The sequence below is a fragment of the Salinicola halophyticus genome, assembly GCF_003206695.1.
Lineage (GTDB): Bacteria > Pseudomonadota > Gammaproteobacteria > Pseudomonadales > Halomonadaceae > Salinicola > Salinicola halophyticus.
Window position 1 is genome coordinate 231,506 of sequence record NZ_PZJN01000009.1, and the last position, 16,246, is coordinate 247,751.

Below are 16,246 nucleotides of genomic sequence, written 5' to 3' on the forward strand. Positions count from 1 at the left end.
TCGCGCTCAGCCACGAGCGACGGGCACCGAGCCACGAGCAGCCCGAAGCCAACATGATCATGAGAGGCCGCCATGGCAGCCATATCCGATAGCTTCACCCATTTGACCATCGATGCCCGCGGCGTCGCGCGGCTGACGTTGGACCGCCCCGAGGTGCACAACGCCTTCGACGATGCCTTGATCACAGAGCTCAACGCCCATCTCGAACGCCTGCACGCGCTGGCCGAACGTAGCGAGGTGCGGGTGGTGGTGCTGGGCTCCGACGGCAAGCACTTCTCCGCCGGGGCGGATCTCAACGGTATGAAGCGCATGGTCGACTTCAGCTTCGACGACAACCTCAAAGACGCCCGTGAGCTGGCGCTCCTGATGCAGCAGCTGGACGCGCTGCCCTGCCCGACCCTGTGCCGCGTGCAGGGCGCGGCCTACGGTGGCGCGGTGGGGCTCGCCGCCTGCTGCGATCTGGTGATCGCCTCCGACAGGGCGAAATTCTGCCTGTCGGAAGTGCGTATCGGCCTGTCACCGGCAGTGATCAGCCCCTATGTCCAGCGCGCCATCGGCCCGCGCCAGATGCGCCGCTACGCGCTCACCGCCGAGGTGATCGACGCCATTACCGCGCAGGTGTTGGGGCTGGTGCACGAAGTCACCGATGGGGAGGCCCTGGACGCCCGGATCGATCAGATGATCGAGCGGCTGCTCGCTGCCTCACCCCAGGCCCAGCGCGCCACCAAGGCGCTGCTGGCCCGAGTCGCCCGCGATCCCGACAGCGACGCCACGGTGGATGCCACCTGCCGCACGATCAGCGAATTGCGGGTCAGCCGCGAAGGTCAGGAGGGACTCGCCGCCTTCTTCGACAAGCGACCACCCGCCTGGCAACCCACCGGAGATACCCACAGGCATAAAGACGGCCATTCGGACAACAAGGAACCGCGCTCATGAGCCTGACAAATGCGCCTCGCCCGCTACGCTCGGTGCTGATCGCCAATCGCGGCGAGATCGCCTGCCGCGTGATGCGCACCGCCCGCCGCCTGGGGCTTCGCACCATCGCCGTCTATTCCGATGCCGACGCCAACGCACTCCACGTTCGCGAGGCCGACGAGGCCGTGCGTCTCGGCCCAGCGCCCGCGCGGGAGAGCTATCTCGACATCGACAAGGTCATTGCCGCCGCCAAGCGCAGCGGCGCCGACGCCATTCATCCGGGTTACGGGTTTCTCTCCGAGAACGCCGACTTCGTCGCCGCGTGCGAGGCCGCCGGTATCGTCTTCGTCGGCCCGCCGGCCAGCGCCATCGCCGCCATGGGCGACAAGGCCTCGGCCAAGGCGCGCATGTTTAAGGCCGGCGTGCCGCTGGTGCCCGGCTATCACGGCGAGGCGCAGGAAGACGAACTGCTCCGGGAAGAAGCCGGAAAAATCGGCTACCCGGTGCTGCTGAAGGCCAGCGCCGGCGGCGGCGGCAAGGGCATGCGCGTGGTGGAGTCCGACCGCGAGTTCCAGGCCGCCCTCGATGGCTGCCGTCGGGAATCCCGCGCCGCGTTCGGTGACGAACGCATGCTGATCGAGAAATACCTGACCCAGCCGCGCCACGTCGAAGTGCAGGTGTTCTGCGATAGCCAAGGCAACGGCGTCTACCTGTTCGAGCGCGACTGCAGCGTGCAGCGCCGCCATCAGAAGGTGCTGGAAGAAGCCCCGGCGCCCAACCTGCCCCCCGCGCTGCGCCAGCAAATGGGCGAGGCCGCCGTCCGCGCCGCCCAGGAGATCGGCTATGTCGGCGCCGGCACAGTGGAATTCCTGCTGGATGCCGCCTCTGAACCTGTCTCAAACACCGAGACAAGAGAAGCGGCGCATTTCTACTTCATGGAGATGAACACCCGGCTGCAGGTCGAGCACCCGGTGACCGAGATGATCACCGGCGAGGATCTGGTCGAATGGCAGCTGCGCGTGGCCGCCGGGCTGGCGCTGCCCAAGGCCCAGGATGAGCTGACGCTGACCGGCCACGCCATCGAAGCGCGGCTCTACGCCGAAGACCCGGACAACGACTTCTTGCCCGCTACCGGCACGCTGGAACGGTTCGGGCTCGATTCGAACGCCGGCGGCCTAGCGCCGGATCGCGTACGCCTGGATAGCGGCGTCGAAGCCGGCGACGAAGTCTCGATGCACTACGACCCGATGTTGGCCAAGCTGATCGTTCACGGCGAGGATCGCGGCCAGGCCCTGGCGGAGATGGACCGCGCGCTGGCGGCGCTGGATATCTCCGGCGTGACCACCAACCGACGCTTTCTGCAGCGGCTCGTGACGCATCCGGATTTCATCGCCGCCCGACTCGACACCCGCTTTATCGAACACCACCACGACGACCTGTTCGCGAGTGAACCGGTCGCCGATGCGGACATCGCCTGCGCCGCGCTGGTGGCGCTCGACCAGCTCGAACAGACAGGCGACGAACATTCACCATGGGAGCGCCGCGACGGCTGGCGGCTCAACGCCCCGCAGCACGTTCGACTGGCATTTGCCGAGACCGAAGGCGCGCCACTGATTTCCGTGACCGCGACACGCTCCGCATCGCAATCGACTTGGCAACTGAGCGTGAATCGGGATGGAAAAGAGTCAAATGACTACGAGGGGACGTTGCAGCGGCTCGACGGCGACGCCGTGGCGATCACCCTGGATGGTCATCGCCGTCGCCTGCTGGCGCGCACCGATCCCGCTCTGGATGGCGAAACGATCATCCTCACCGCCGCCGGCTTCGAATCCCGCCTGATCTGGCGGCGCTCGGACCGAGTCGATCATCTACCGCATGAGGTCGAAGCCAAACTGAGCGCGCCCATGCACGGTACCGTGGTGGCGCTGCTGGTCGAACCCGGCCAGACGGTGGAGAAAGGCACGCCGTTGGTGGTGGTGGAAGCGATGAAGATGGAACACACCCTGAGCGCCCCCACCACCGGCGCGGTGGAAGCGTTTCACTTCAAGGTGGGCGATGCGGTGGCGCAGGGGGATGAGCTATTGGCGTTCGCCAGCGCAGAAACGAACGAGGGCTCGTGAGATGGGAATGCCGAAGCGAGTGAGTATCGTCGAGGTCGGCCCGCGAGACGGGCTGCAGAACGAAGCCGAACCCATCGCCACGGCCGCCAAGCTGGAACTGATCGACCGGCTCGGCGCGGCGGGGCTCAAGCGGATCGAAGCAGCGAGTTTCGTTTCGCCCAAATGGGTGCCGCAGATGGCGGATCACCGCGAGGTGATGGCCGGCATTCGCCGCCGGCCGGGTGTGATCTACTCCGCGCTTACGCCCAATCTCAAAGGGCTGGAAGCCGCGCTGGAGTGCGGCGTCGAAGAGGTCGCCGTTTTCGCAGCGGCAAGCGAAGCCTTCTCGCAGAAGAACATCAACTGCTCCATCGCCGAGTCACTGGAGCGCTTCGCCCCGGTGATCGAACGCGCCCGTGAGTCGAACGTGCGCGTGCGCGGCTATGTCTCCTGCGTGCTCGGCTGCCCCTACGAAGGGAACATCGCCCCAGCTCAGGTCGCAGAAGTCTCCAAGGCGCTCTACGAGATGGGCTGCTATGAAGTCTCGCTGGGCGACACCATCGGCGTCGGTACCCCGCTCAAGGCCAAGCGCCTGCTCGACGCCGTGGGCCGAGATATCCCCAGGGACAAGCTCGCCGCCCACTTCCACGACACCTACGGCCAGGCACTGGCCAATCTCTACGCCGTGCTCGAAGAGGGCATCGGCGTGATCGATAGCGCCGTCGCCGGACTCGGCGGCTGCCCCTACGCCAAGGGCGCCACCGGCAACGTCGCCACCGAAGATGTGATCTACCTGCTCAACGGCCTCGGCATCGACAGCGGCGTGGACTTGAAGACGTTGGCAGAGGCAGGGGTGTGGATAACACAGACCCTCGGCCGACCGAATCGGTCGAAGGTGGGTGTGGCGTTGTCGGCGAAGTCATCATCAGGCCAATAACCACTTTCCCAAAACGCAAAAACCCCGAGCTGGACGGGGTGGTTTGTCATGCAGCGCTTAACGGCTTGATCTGATCGACCTCTTCTTTGACAGATTGAGCTGCTGTCCACAGATCGACGGCGCGCTGTGCATTAAGCCAAAACTCAGGAGAATTACCGAACAACCGCGCGAGCCGAAGCGCCATTTCAGGACTGAGGGCGCGGCGTTCACGCAACAATTCGTTAATTGACTGACGAGAGACGCCTAAAGACTTGGCCAGCCCCGCCACCGTCAGGCCATAGTCCGGCAAGAAATCTTCCCGCAGCATTTCACCAGGATGAGTCGGCTTGCGCTGCATGTCGGCATTATTGGGAATCGTCATAATCATTGCCTCCCTCAGTGGTAGTCACACACTTCGACTTCGTACGCATCGCCATCTTCAAAACGAAAACAGATACGCCACTGATCATTGATTGAAATCGCGTGCTGCCCTTGTCTGTTTCCGTGAAGTGCGTGAAGACGATTGCCGGGCGGCACTTTCAAATCCTCCAGTTGCTCAGCCAAATGCACATATTCAAGCTTTCTGGCAGCTCTCGAAGTGACATCCGAGGGAAATCTCTTTGCCTTGCCCTTGGCGTATAGTTCTTGGGTGAGTTTGTCAGCGAAGGATTTAATCATGCGCCGGCATCGTAACTCGTCACGTGACAGGCGTCAATTGGCGGAGAGCGACTGCAGAAACCCAGCCATCACCGATGACAAAGCCGCAGTGCAGAAGAAGGTTTGATGACACATCACTTCCTTCAATGCAGTTGATCAAAAACTTCCGGATGTTGCTCAGCAATGCGTAAAAGTGCCACTGCCGGGCCTTGCGGTTCTCGCCGCCCTTGCTCCCAGTCCTGAAGCGTTCGCACGCTGACCCCCATCAAGCCGGCAAACGCAGATTGCGACAGGTTCAGTTTCAGCCGAATCATTTTGGGCGGCGAGGGCTCTGAGAGCTCCTGCGTTCGTAAGGCCAGCTTGCCTTTCTTGAACTGTTTGATTTCCTGGATGCCATCGAGGATCTCGGCCCCAATATTTCTATCACCCATTTTTGATCGCCTCCGCTATCTGCTTGAGCATATGCCCAGAAATACTGGCGCGCTCCTCTCTGCAAAACCGAAATACCGTGCCTATGCCGAAACCAACTCGTCAGCGATTTTTTCCAGCGTGAACGTCTCGCGTTGAATCGACTGCCCCATGGTTTCCTCCTGACGGGCCATGACCTGGCGATTATGGTTCACCGCTTCCGACACCGGCATCCAGACCGGCTTCATTCCGTTGGCCACTTCATGGCTTTCCATCCGGGCATCGGCCAGCTCAGGGGCAACATCACACAGAAAGAAATGGGATGTCATATGCATCAGGTCGAATTGGGGTTTCCAATACGGGCGGTATTCTTCAATAAAGCCGTAATGCTCGTTGACCTGAACATCCTGCGCACCGGTTTCCTCCTCCAGTTCACGCTTGAGAGCCACGATAATATCTTTGTCCTCATCAATGCCGCCGCCGGGCAGGCTGAAATCGTTGTAGCGCTCAGTGAACAGCAGCAGGATCTGATCCCCTCGCAGGACGAGCCCCGAGCGGCATGGCGCCGAAGAACTCGCCCATCGCGGGAAGAAAGTTCAAGGTGGATCAGTTCCTTCAGGAGCTTCATGGCAGACGTCCGGCAGTCGGGTGATAAAAGGACCGCGATTCTACCGACACATCGGATCATGCACGAGCCCGGTATTCGAGCAATGGGGGCAATAGTGATCTTGCCCAGCACAGGTGGAAACCGGCTTTCTCAATCTGGGTGGGCCTACGTCGCAGCCCTTACACCAAGGGCGCTACCGGCAACGGCGCGACAGTCTAGTGTCAGCGCGTAGGTTAGGCAGCACGTAGTTTAAGGCAACATTCCTAGCCGTTTCATTGATTGCTCAATCCACGGTCTAAATTCTTCAGGGCAAGGGACCTTGCGTTGGCTTGGCGATATACGGTTCGGGGAATGCCGAGGTGATAAGCCATTGAGTTCCTTAACGTGAGCAATCCAGCAAGTTTTTACGACTCGTCCGTGACAGCTACGAATGTCAGCTTGAATCTGCTTATAGGTTGCCATTTGTTGTCCTTTTTGTGAAAGGAAGGTATTACGCCGTGCGGCTAACGCTGCGTTCAGTTACGCCTGCGTAGCGCTAGCGGAGCAGACGTCAACTGTAACGCCTTGTTAGTGCTCGATGATTCAAAGCCTCGAGGTGGCTCAACCATCAACTCACTGGTTTTATAAGGGAGGACTATTCCGCTCATTAAATCTTCTTCTTTCCTTATCGCTGAACGGTATCTTAGTTTTAGCCTTTCCGGCGATGGCTTAAACCGATCGTCAAGACACGATAGGAACTGATCAAGATCTTCTTGAAAGTCTAATTCATCGCTAATTCTTACAGCGGCTCTTGCGATAAGCTCGGCCTCTCGAACTTTCTCAACGGTCGGCATGTCAGCAATATGTTTCTCAAATCGATCGACTCGTAGGAATAGCCGTCGAATTCTATCTGGCACACAATGATTACGCTTCACTTCAATAATCCTGCTTTCGTCCACCCCATCCTTCACTAAAGCATTGACTATGTATTCTTTTACAGATTTAGCGTCTATTATTACTTGATCAACGCCTGAACGAAATGAGCCATACTGACCTATCGCTACATAGATAGACCCTGCGACCAGTATCCAGGCCTTTACGCTACCATCTCGTAGCTCGACCCTAACATTCGAGTCTTGCCTGTAAATTATCGATGCAAAACGATCCACAACATTTGTCAGGTATTCTCGAGTAGCCTCGAAGTCATCATAAGACAAGTCAAAATCTAGATGCAGATAAACTACGGCAAGATTACTCATGCTTCTCCATGATCGCTAACTCCTGCGTAATGGGCCGGTTTGGAGCGACAGCGGAAAACCGGTCCCGTTGACGCATTGGTTAGATTTTACCTTGCATTTGACCCAGACGGCTTATTGGTCACTTGCGCATCTATCAAAACCAATTCTTTACCTTCTTTTAGCTCTAACTCTTTCATCATTTTCTGAACTCGAAATAGCTCTCTGTCGCTAAAATATAGAATCACCTTAATAGACTTCTTCGTTTGATTTGCTGCCTTATACACTTCGAGCTGCTTTGCCAGATTTTGCTTAAGCTTGGAATTGCTAGCCAATTTGAACTCTACAAGAGTGCTATCTTTTGACCCTCTAGATATTTTATAGTCGACTGGACCGCGGCCATTATTGACCTCAGCATTAACGTCGTCTTGCGAAGCGTACCAAGTCAGTCTAAACATAAGCTGCAGGTCCGACTCGCGCTTGATTGGTTGGCCATTAGAATAAAAAATCCGGTAGCCATCATTATTTTCAATAACTTGCTTTAAAAACAGGACACGACTGTAAGCCTCATCATGTGTGTCGTCGGAAGTTTCGTAAAAGCCGCTTTCATCCTTCAAACTCTCAATTAAGCTAGCTACTTGACGTATGAAAACCGTCTCTATTTCTTGGACTTTTTGCTCACTCAATGCAACAGCCTGGTCACCTGTATCTTCTTTGAACCGAATGTAGCGGTCGATTAGCTCAGGGAAATTCCTAAATGTCTTCGCTATGGCCTCGTTGATTTCACGCTGCTTAGCGTCTTCTGGAATCCGGCGAAGGAAATATTCATTTACTTGGCTCCTTAACTCTACGTTGGGAATAGCAGCAACAATGTCGTCAAAATCACCAATTATGTCGTACTTGTTAATCCATGCTTCATCCTTAGTAAGAATGTCTTTTGGTGTCAGCAATACATAATCACCATCAATAAAAGGTAACGTATATTTTCTTGACGCCCAGCGACGAGTTTTATAGTTAAACTCTGCGTGCGGGACCATAACAGACTTGGTTCGCGACGAATCGATACATTTTTTAGCGAAGACCTGCGTGTATTCGCACAAGTACGACTTTATTAGATTCGTCGTGAAATCGCTTATGCTGTCTTTTCCAACTCCTTCCTTAATAAGACACAGCTTTTCCAAGTGGCTACTTTTGGTTATTTTTTCCGCACCAAAATCATTGAATATATTACTAAGGTTTTCGTTTAGCGCGTTTGCAAAGTCCGGCCCTAGGCCAGATCCACCATTCCCAACTTTGCTGAAACCTAACCAATTCTGTTTTACTTCAGGGAATAGGAACCAGTGCCGCACCAATCCTCTAGAGATCTTCCCAGTCTCTGACATATCACGGAGAAATCCAATATATTTTATGATCTCATAATGCAAATGTTGATATTCCGGTTTGTCGCTATTAAAGAGCAAAAACGGATCTATAAACGCAGGCAAGTCATTAATCAAGGAGACATTGAAAGCACCATATTCTTCGAGGTCATCCTTTGAAACAGAAAAATAGTCCGAAAAATAGACGTTCATTCAAATCTCCTACCAAATCTGACGCCAAGCACACAGGCGCCGGAAGTGGTGCGCGGAGCGCGCCGCTTTTGGCTTCCTGTGATGCGCCTGGTTAGCCATAGTTCGACACGCTTTTTCGTAGCGGCTTCATGAAGCATTGGTCTTCGATAGATTATCATTTATGAGATGTAACGTCAGAAGAAGACGTTCTTGGAACTCCAAAATCAGCCTTGGGAGACGAATATTGATTTTATCCTCGTTGCCATAGAATAAGTTTCTATTCTTATATGACTCGAATCGGCCCGAAGCATTCATATCCGGAAATAAGATAAATTTTTCTATACAAATTCCACTTGAGATAACGCGGTACACCTTTGGCGTATCGTCGAGTAGACCGTCATGTATCAAATGGTTACGGACTGATTCGATTTCTGTTGACATCACGCACGCCTCCAATAGCGTGCCCTTAGCTTCGTTAAAAGATATACGCTTCCTATCACTGAATAATGATTTTTTTGACGCCAGGCGTGAATATACTTCAAAATCTGACCTTAAATTTTCAGACTCAATAGCCAGCTTGGCAACATAGTCAAGCAGACTGTGCAGACGAACAAAAATGAATCCTAAAAATGCAAAGATCTTAGTAACTGCGGGTGACGTTACATACCTAATACCATCGTCTTCTTCAATCTCCGGAAAAAACAACTTATCCATGTTTAGAGCTCTATAAAACTCATCCTGCAGTTGAATCACTTCCTTGCTGCACTCCTGAATGCTGGAAACCAGCTTTCTACAGTCAAACAAGTAAAGGGCTTTGTTTACGGGAATCTCCTCAGGCATTTTCGAAATGAATTGTTCAAACAGCGCCTTGCCTATAGGGGCTTCAGAATTCATGCCAGCGGTATAGATGAACTCAGGACAGACCTTCAAAAAATCATAAAACGCGCCGAATGTTCCGAACAGACTTGCAGCGAAAGCATCATGTATTCTGACGCAAACGTTGTCTAGTTCATAAAGTAGATGTCCCTTAGTTGGATACCAAGCGCCTTGTGGATCATAATAAAAATAAGTGGTGAATTGATCAGAAGGGCTATCCACAGGGATTCCGTTAAGTGATAGATACTTGATTTCGTGTTCCTTATGCTTTTGACGGCTAACGGACGCTCACTCGACGATTTGGAGTCGCTAAGTGGCGGAAATAAATCGCCATACAGCCGATTGTCAGCTATTATCCTTTCTGTCGATCATAAGAGAGCTTGGAGCAAATGTCTCGCAAAAGACTTCTGCACCAAACTTGATGGCCAATGCGGCCGCGCTGGCAGCCACCATTGCTACAGTAATGCTGGCAGAGTTAAATGCTGCCACTATGGCTCCGGCGATATACTTTTTATCATAAACTATCGATAACCCTTGGCTCCAGGCTTTATAAATATCGCTATCAGGGCTGCACACGGCTCTCCAGGCAACTCGCTTTAATACCGAACTTGCACGCTTCCCAAGAGCTTCTTTGTTTTCCTCGGTTATCGGAGGTGGAAGCATTTTCCTATCAGGACGTGGAAGTCGCAAGGTGTAGGCATTTCTGACATCCTTAAGTAAATCAACTGATCGTTGCGGAACGGCCCGTCCCATTTCGAGATATATTTGGTTCTCAGATTTCGTCATCACAAGCTGAACTGCCTGGTCATCAACTTCGTCCAGATCAAGCTTCTCTGATGATTCATCCTTCAAGCCCACTAAGATGCTTTCCTCTTCTAGCCTCTCAATTAGGCGCTTGTGGAACTGCCGCCTTCTATCTGGCGACTTAATATTATTGATGTTCTTTACGGCTCTGACAATCATGTCCCTTGCCTTTGCCAAATTTCCCTCTCGTAGATAGCAAATTGCCAGGAGGGAGGTCGCTTCAAGATTTAGCCGTGTTCTCGAACCACTTTTCTGTATCGTTCCCTCAAATCCCATCTTGGCGAACGTCAAGCTGCCGGCTTCCATCGCAGTCTCATAAAGCCAGTTTTTAGCTTGTAGAATGCGGGTTTCATGACCAGTGAGCCGCAATAATTCTTGAATTTGGGCAGTTACCCTCTTGGCTCGATTCAGATCAGCGGCTCTGACACACGACCTGAGCTGGGGCTCGAGTTTCGCCAGCCTTTCTTTCTGCGCTTTTGATAGCGGTTGATTTTCAGTCATAAATCAAAGATGTCCACAGGAAAAGTTAATGCCGCCATCAGCCGCGCGAGGACCGAGCGCCGGACTGAATGGCATTGTTAGCCTCTCTCGCTAGCTCACTTTTACCACCAATAATGAATAGCCCTAAAAGCTCATGCTTCCCGATACCTTTATTGCTCTCACCAAGATCTGCTCGCATTTCACGAAATAGAGAGTCTATTAAGAGAAAGCCTGACTTTGACTCCGCTGGACTGTTATCTCCTGAGTAGGAAGACCGCCATGCTCCATAAGCTTTCACAACTCCAGGGCCACCATATACGGTCACTCTCGATGTGAAGCGAAAGAAAAACTCTTGGACATCTTCCGGGAGAACGTCATCACCATCTTTTCCGGATTTTGTGTTCCTCATTATTTCAACTACAACATCCATAAATTCATTGTAGATTTCTGCCTTTTTCTCTCGGTGCGCCTCGAATGCGACCCTTTCCCTAGCTTTACGCGCATTATAGGAGGCTATTGATACCGAAGATATTATAGTGGCTGCACTAGCTATTATTGCTGCACCAACTGTGGAATCGACATCCTGTAAAGTGGCAGACAGCCAAACTAATACCAAGTAGCCGGCATACCCAAATATACAGAGTATGAGGAACCCGAAAATAATTGATAACACTTTCCTCAATGCAACTCCTCAATGGCTAACAGGGATTAGATAGCGCACTCGTTTTAGCACTTGAACGAGCGTGCGCGTTCAAAAATCTCATCTAGCACGCTCTTTTACGCCTAACCCATTGTTTTTAAATGATACTAAGAACAATCCTTCGTATTATGAAGGATTCGCGTTATTGCATGTTTTGCTGGATCTAATACAGCAGTCCGTGGAGGAGCGCATGGACACGACTACAGACCGCCAAAACTGACGAAGCGCGTAAACGCCATCATGCGGGTGAAACGCTATAGCTGACCGCCTGTCTGGGAGGTGGTAGCCCTATAAATAGATAGAGGCCTGACGGCCAAACAGGCACGCTACCGCCCGCCATGCAGCATGATGCGGGTTCGCATCATCTCCGCGGGCAGTTCCTGAGCCTTTTTGACTACGTAAGCCATCCTTTGCATGTCCTCGTTCACAGTAACCAAGCGTTACATGGCAGGCAATGCCAACGAAAGCATTAGCCAAGCTGCCGTGGCTTCAGGTGCAGATTCGCTGTTTTGTCGAGGAATCGATAAGGGAGGCCCAGCATCATGCCGTGGCACGCCATACTCAGGAACGCTTTTCAGCCGCCTTCAGCTCCCCCAGCGCCCCTTTGCACCGCTCTTCGACCAGATCCAGCTCGCGCTGCATGATGCGGATATCTTCCAGCTGGCGTTCGAGGTTGGCGCATTTGTTGGCAAGGATCTCAAGCAGGGAGAACCCAGACGTTTGCCGTGTCGTTCCGGGGAAGCAAGCCTTCCTGCTCGGAGAAGCGGATGGAGAGGGTTTGGCGTAGTCTATTCACTCAAGGAGCGGAAGATTTATGAGCAGAACCAAGACGACGCTGAATTCAAGAGTGATGCGGAGGAGCGTGCGTTCTGGGAAAGCCATGACTCCACGGACTATGTGGACTGGAACCAGGCTAAGCGTGCCGCGCTCCCCAACCTGAAGCCATCGACCAAGACGATCTCTTTGCGATTGCCGGAATCGTTACTGGATCGCATCAAGATCGAGGCCAACAAGCGAGATATGCCGTATCAGTCGCTGATCAAGGTCTGGCTGGCGGATGACGTCGAGGAAAATCGGCGGTCTTGAGGGTGAGCTTCCAAGTGTAATCTGTACTCAAGAACGCTCTTCCGCCGCCCTCAACTCCCCCAACGCGCCCTTGCACCGCTCTTCGACCTGATCCAGTTCGCGCTGCATGATGCGGATGTCTTCTAGCTGGCGTTCGAGGTTGGCGCGTTTGTCGGCGAGGATCTCGAGCAGCCGCTCGAGTTGGCGGACGCTGCCATCGTGGCGGGTGTCGTAGAGATCCAGCACTTCGCGGATCTCGATCAGCGAGAAACCCAGGCGCTTGCCGCGCAGGGCGAGCTTGAGGCGGACACGGTCCTTCTCGCGGTAGACGCGGGTCTTGCCGCGCCGCTCGGGGGAGAGAAGGCCTTCCTGCTCGTAGAAGCGGATGGTACGGGTGGTGACGTCGAAGTGCTGCGCGAGTTCGCCAATGGCGTAAGTCTGGCCGGACACGGGTTTGTCGCCTCTCCTGATTTCCCCCACCCTAGCGTTGTTTGACCTTTACGTGAAGATCAACTTTAAACGTTGTTTTCTACACTCATCGGTGCCCGGGGCAGGCGCTCGGCAATCAATGGACGGGTGAAATCGCGGCGAAGAATATCGTTCGAGTTATCAACAGCCTGTTTCAGATTTGGCTAAAACAGAGAATTCTGTCGTTCTCCCGGGAACTCGGCCAACGGCGGCAATTCGATCCGTTCGGCGATGCGATTGTAGAACTTTCGTGCCAGTTCCGGCGCCTGTCGGTTATCCGGTGTATGCACAAAGAGAAAAGGGGTTTTCCCCTGTTTTATCCACAGGATGAGGCGTTCGATCCACGGCTCGAAACGGGCCAGGTTAATGGCTTCGTCGAAGTGTCCGATAAAGCGAATAATGGGATTGACCGCCGTGCAGAGCACGTGTAATGGGACTTTCGGCTTTTCGCCCTGCGCCTTGGCGAGCCGGTTGTCAAGCCCTGCGGGTGTCGCAAAGAGCGCTCGCACGTCGAGCATTACCCTATTGGCGTCTTGACTTATCAACAAGCGGTTGAATGCCTGTTCCGCAGGCCCTTTGTGGAAAAAATCACTGTGGCGGACCTCGACCGCACGGGGTATCTCCCGTGGCCAGTGAGTGAGCAATCGCTCCAGCGCGGGCAGTTCGCCCTGGCCGAAATCTCTGGGTAGCTGGACCATGATCGGGCCGAGCCGATCCTTGAGCGGTGAAAGTCGTTCGATGAAGCGCTCGAATTCGTCGTCGATATCGCGCAGGCGTTTGCCGTGGGTCAGCTGGCTGGGCAGCTTGAAGCAGAAGCGGAACGTCGCTGGCGCCTGTTCGGCCCAGGCGGCGACCGTTTCGGCCTTGGGGATGCCGCTGTAGAAAGTGGTATTGCCTTCCACGGCGTTGAACACGCTGGCGTAGTCGCGCAGGTCCACGTCGCCGTGAGCGGGTAGCAGGGAGCCTTGCCAGTCGGCGTTGGCCCACATCGCCATGCCCAGATAGAGCGGCGGTGCGGGATCGGCGTTCAAGTTCACAGTTTGGCTTGACTCAACGAAGCTTTTCGGCATGCAGGGTCACCGTCGGCGAAACGATATCCTGCTGGGCGGCGATCATCGCCAGCTCGCGGGTGCCGGCACGGCGGGTGTGTTCGAACAGCATCTGCACCGCGGCGGCGGTCTGTTCCAGCGCGCGGGCCGGGCCTTCGTCGCTCAGGCCGGCGCGCAGGCTGTGGGCGAGGAACATCGCGGCGGTGAAATCGCCAGCGCCGTTGGGGGGAATCGTGAAATCGACCTTGGGCGTGGCGATCCGCCAACTGCCGCTTTCGGCATCGACCAGCATGCCGATATGACCCTCGTCGTCGCCAGCGACTTCCAGCGAGGTGATCAGAACTACCTTGGGACCCTTGGCGCGCAGCGCAGCGGCGGCATCGAGCGCGTCTTCCAGCGTGTCGATCTCGCGCCCGGCGAGAAAGGCGAGCTCGAACTGGTTAGGGGTGACGATATCGGCGCGGGCAATGGCGTGGTCGCGCATCCATTCGGGAATGCCTTCGCGCACAAAAAAGCCGCGGCCGATATCACCCATCACCGGGTCGCAGCAGTAGAGCGCCCGCGGATTGGCCTGCTTGACGCGGTCGACGCTATCCAGCACGGCGCGGCCGATGCCTTCGTCACCCATATAGCCGGAAAGCAGCGCGTCGACGTCCTCGAGCCCGACCAGCGATTCGACGCCATCGAGCACGTTTCTGAGGTGGTCGGGGCTGAACACGTCGCCGGTAAAGGCCCCGTAGCCGGTGTGGTTGGAGAACTGGACGGTATGGATGGCGGTGACTTCCAGCCCCAGCCGCTGCAGCGGAAATACGGCGGCACGATTGCCGACGTAGCCGTAGGCGACGTGGCTCTGAATGGAGATGACATGGGTCATGAGACGGTCCTGCCGCGAAAGCGCAAAGGGCACAGTGTAATGCGCTGTGGGATGAACTTGCAGGGATTTGAGCGGTTTAACCTTGGGGCTGTATAAGCACGGACGATGACTCGACGCCACCGAGCGGCGGCGATATGCTCGCTCCAGCTTTCATCCGCCACCTTTTATATTCCCTTTTATCAACGCATCGTGTTCAAGGATCGACTCAGCATGCTACCCAGCGCCTCGTGCCCGCGCACGTCACTCCCTCGTCTTCCCTGGCTGCTGGCCTGTCTGTTTTTCGCCCTGTTGGTGGCGGGCTGTTCCAGCGGTCCGGTCATGACTACGACACCGAGCGGCAGCCCGGAGAACCGCGTCGAACAGCCGGCACGCAAGACCAACTGGGGCCATCTGCCGGGCTGGAGCCGGGATCAGCCAATGGCGGCGTGGAGCGCTTTCCAGGAGAGCTGCACTCGGCTCAAGCGAAAAGCAGCGTGGAAGGGCGTCTGTCACGATGCCCGATCGGTCGATCCGCTCAACGCCCTGGCGATCCAGAACTTCTTCGAGTCCCGTTTCACACCCTACCGGGTGACCAACAGCGACGGCAGCGCCACCGGCCTGATCACCGGCTACTACGAGCCGATCCTGCGCGGCTCCCGCTTGCGTGGCGGGCCGTACCAGACACCGCTTTACCAATATCCGAAGTACTGGAAGCGCCACACCCACGTCGGGCCGACCCGGGCGGAACTGATGCGCAGCGGCGATCTCAACGGCACCGAGCTGGTGTGGGTCGACGACCCGGTGGAAGCGGCCTATCTGCAGATTCAAGGCTCCGGCCGCGTCGAGATGACCGATGGCAGCACCATGCGGGTGGCCTATGCCGGCACCAACAATCAGCCGTTCCAATCGTTTGCCCGCCGGCTGATCGACCGTGGCGAGATCACGCCCGCCGAAGCCACGCTGCCCGGCGTGCGTGACTGGGCGCGCCGGCATCCCGGTCAGGTCGAAGACATGCTCAACGTCAATCCGCGCATGGTGTTCTTCCGCGAACTCAAGGGCAGCGAAGCGTTAGCCGATACCAGCGGCCCGGTGGGCGCACTCGGCGTGCCGTTGACCTCGGAGCGCAGCATCGCGGTCGACCCGAACGAGATTCCCCTCGGCGCGCCGGTGTTTCTGTCCACCACGCAGCCGCTCTCCAACCAGCCGCTGCAACGGCTGATGGTGGCGCAGGATACCGGCAGCGCGGTGAAAGGCGCAGTGCGCGCCGACTTCTATTGGGGCCATGGCGATGCCGCCGGAGAAGCCGCAAGCCGGATGAAACAGCGCGGCGAAATGTGGGTACTGATGCCGAATAATTAGCCGAATTTTGCAATATTGGGATCCAGGAATTGAAAGCCCGATCTAACACATGAGTCTTGACAAATACTGTTGTGTTTCCTGCGTATTTTAAATCCGACATTCAGAAATAAATATTGATGGTTTAGGCGTTGCATAACAAGCGCCTGGACCGTCAGACCCGCCCAGGAATCTTGGCTCGGCTGACGCCGACCCTCCTTTCATCTACACTGAGACTCACATTAACAAC

The 16,246-nt window shown here is 55.5% G+C and carries 17 protein-coding genes; 5 read left to right on the forward strand and 12 right to left on the reverse strand.

All coding sequences use genetic code 11. The features are described 5' to 3' along the window. The first annotated feature begins 72 nt into the window (after positions 1 to 72). Genes DOM58_RS15005 through DOM58_RS15015 form a run of 3 tightly spaced genes read left to right on the forward strand, consistent with a single transcriptional unit; the run spans position 73 to position 3,951 of the window. The gene (locus DOM58_RS15005) at positions 73 to 936 is read left to right on the forward strand and encodes an enoyl-CoA hydratase/isomerase family protein (RefSeq protein WP_110693526.1); all 864 of its coding nucleotides are present in this window, start codon (positions 73 to 75) and stop codon (positions 934 to 936) included. Continuing rightward, positions 933 to 3,035, forward strand: coding sequence for an acetyl/propionyl/methylcrotonyl-CoA carboxylase subunit alpha (locus DOM58_RS15010; protein WP_110693527.1), 2,103 nt, complete (start codon positions 933 to 935; stop codon positions 3,033 to 3,035). The genes DOM58_RS15005 and DOM58_RS15010 overlap by 4 nt, the downstream gene beginning before the upstream one ends. 1 nt (position 3,036) lies before the next feature. Beyond that, positions 3,037 to 3,951 (forward strand): hydroxymethylglutaryl-CoA lyase, encoded by a 915-nt coding sequence (locus DOM58_RS15015; RefSeq protein WP_110693528.1) that lies wholly within the window; start codon positions 3,037 to 3,039, stop codon positions 3,949 to 3,951. A gap of 46 nt (positions 3,952 to 3,997) precedes the next feature. Here DOM58_RS15015 and DOM58_RS15020 read toward each other — a convergent pair whose 3' ends face one another. The 9 genes from DOM58_RS15020 to DOM58_RS17530 all read right to left on the reverse strand — a co-directional run bounded on the left by DOM58_RS15020 (position 3,998) and on the right by DOM58_RS17530 (position 11,208). Next, the gene (locus DOM58_RS15020) at positions 3,998 to 4,312 is read right to left on the reverse strand and encodes a HigA family addiction module antitoxin (RefSeq protein WP_110693706.1); all 315 of its coding nucleotides are present in this window, start codon (positions 4,310 to 4,312) and stop codon (positions 3,998 to 4,000) included. Positions 4,313 to 4,326: 14 nt separating this feature from the next. Beyond that, on the reverse strand, positions 4,327 to 4,608 hold the full coding sequence (locus tag DOM58_RS15025) for a type II toxin-antitoxin system RelE/ParE family toxin (protein ID WP_110693529.1): 282 nt from the start codon (positions 4,606 to 4,608) through the stop codon (positions 4,327 to 4,329). A 122-nt stretch (positions 4,609 to 4,730) separates the two neighbouring features. Continuing rightward, on the reverse strand, positions 4,731 to 5,018 hold the full coding sequence (locus tag DOM58_RS15030) for a helix-turn-helix domain-containing protein (protein ID WP_110693530.1): 288 nt from the start codon (positions 5,016 to 5,018) through the stop codon (positions 4,731 to 4,733). 81 nt (positions 5,019 to 5,099) lie between these two features. Continuing rightward, on the reverse strand, positions 5,100 to 5,537 hold the full coding sequence (locus tag DOM58_RS15035) for an NUDIX domain-containing protein (RefSeq protein ID WP_280951148.1): 438 nt from the start codon (positions 5,535 to 5,537) through the stop codon (positions 5,100 to 5,102). 580 nt (positions 5,538 to 6,117) lie between these two features. Further along, the gene (locus tag DOM58_RS17525) at positions 6,118 to 6,840 is read right to left on the reverse strand and encodes a hypothetical protein (protein ID WP_157957562.1); all 723 of its coding nucleotides are present in this window, start codon (positions 6,838 to 6,840) and stop codon (positions 6,118 to 6,120) included. 86 nt (positions 6,841 to 6,926) lie between these two features. Then, positions 6,927 to 8,387: a hypothetical protein gene (locus DOM58_RS15045; RefSeq protein WP_110693532.1), complete on the reverse strand. Its 1,461-nt coding sequence runs from the start codon at positions 8,385 to 8,387 to the stop codon at positions 6,927 to 6,929. A gap of 126 nt (positions 8,388 to 8,513) precedes the next feature. After that, positions 8,514 to 9,464, reverse strand: a complete 951-nt coding sequence (locus DOM58_RS15050) for a hypothetical protein (RefSeq protein WP_223162195.1) — start codon at positions 9,462 to 9,464, stop codon at positions 8,514 to 8,516. A 123-nt stretch (positions 9,465 to 9,587) separates the two neighbouring features. Beyond that, complete coding sequence (locus DOM58_RS15055; protein ID WP_110693534.1) at positions 9,588 to 10,547, reverse strand: hypothetical protein; 960 nt, start codon at positions 10,545 to 10,547, stop codon at positions 9,588 to 9,590. A 37-nt stretch (positions 10,548 to 10,584) separates the two neighbouring features. Then, positions 10,585 to 11,208, reverse strand: coding sequence for a hypothetical protein (locus DOM58_RS17530; RefSeq protein WP_157957563.1), 624 nt, complete (start codon positions 11,206 to 11,208; stop codon positions 10,585 to 10,587). Positions 11,209 to 11,670: 462 nt separating this feature from the next. On the opposite strand from DOM58_RS17530, the gene DOM58_RS17765 reads away from it, so the two are divergent. Beyond that, positions 11,671 to 12,312: a BrnA antitoxin family protein gene (locus DOM58_RS17765; protein ID WP_245392293.1), complete on the forward strand. Its 642-nt coding sequence runs from the start codon at positions 11,671 to 11,673 to the stop codon at positions 12,310 to 12,312. 27 nt (positions 12,313 to 12,339) lie between these two features. Here DOM58_RS17765 and DOM58_RS15070 read toward each other — a convergent pair whose 3' ends face one another. The 3 genes from DOM58_RS15070 to pdxY all read right to left on the reverse strand — a co-directional run bounded on the left by DOM58_RS15070 (position 12,340) and on the right by pdxY (position 14,682). Further along, positions 12,340 to 12,741 carry a MerR family transcriptional regulator gene (locus tag DOM58_RS15070; RefSeq protein ID WP_110693535.1) on the reverse strand — a complete coding sequence of 134 codons (402 nt, stop codon included), beginning with the start codon at positions 12,739 to 12,741 and terminating at the stop codon, positions 12,340 to 12,342. A 182-nt stretch (positions 12,742 to 12,923) separates the two neighbouring features. Then, entirely contained in the window at positions 12,924 to 13,829 is a 906-nt protein-coding gene (locus DOM58_RS15075) for a DUF72 domain-containing protein (RefSeq protein WP_110693536.1), read from the reverse strand. Beyond that, positions 13,810 to 14,682 (reverse strand): pyridoxal kinase PdxY, encoded by an 873-nt coding sequence (pdxY, locus tag DOM58_RS15080; RefSeq protein WP_110693537.1) that lies wholly within the window; start codon positions 14,680 to 14,682, stop codon positions 13,810 to 13,812. Before pdxY ends, DOM58_RS15075 begins: the two co-directional genes overlap by 20 nt. Before the next feature lie 210 nt (positions 14,683 to 14,892). On the opposite strand from pdxY, the gene mltA reads away from it, so the two are divergent. Beyond that, a complete protein-coding gene (gene mltA, locus DOM58_RS15085; RefSeq protein WP_110693538.1) occupies positions 14,893 to 16,020 on the forward strand; it encodes a murein transglycosylase A in 1,128 nt (375 codons plus the stop codon). The last annotated feature ends 226 nt before the right edge of the window (positions 16,021 to 16,246 follow it).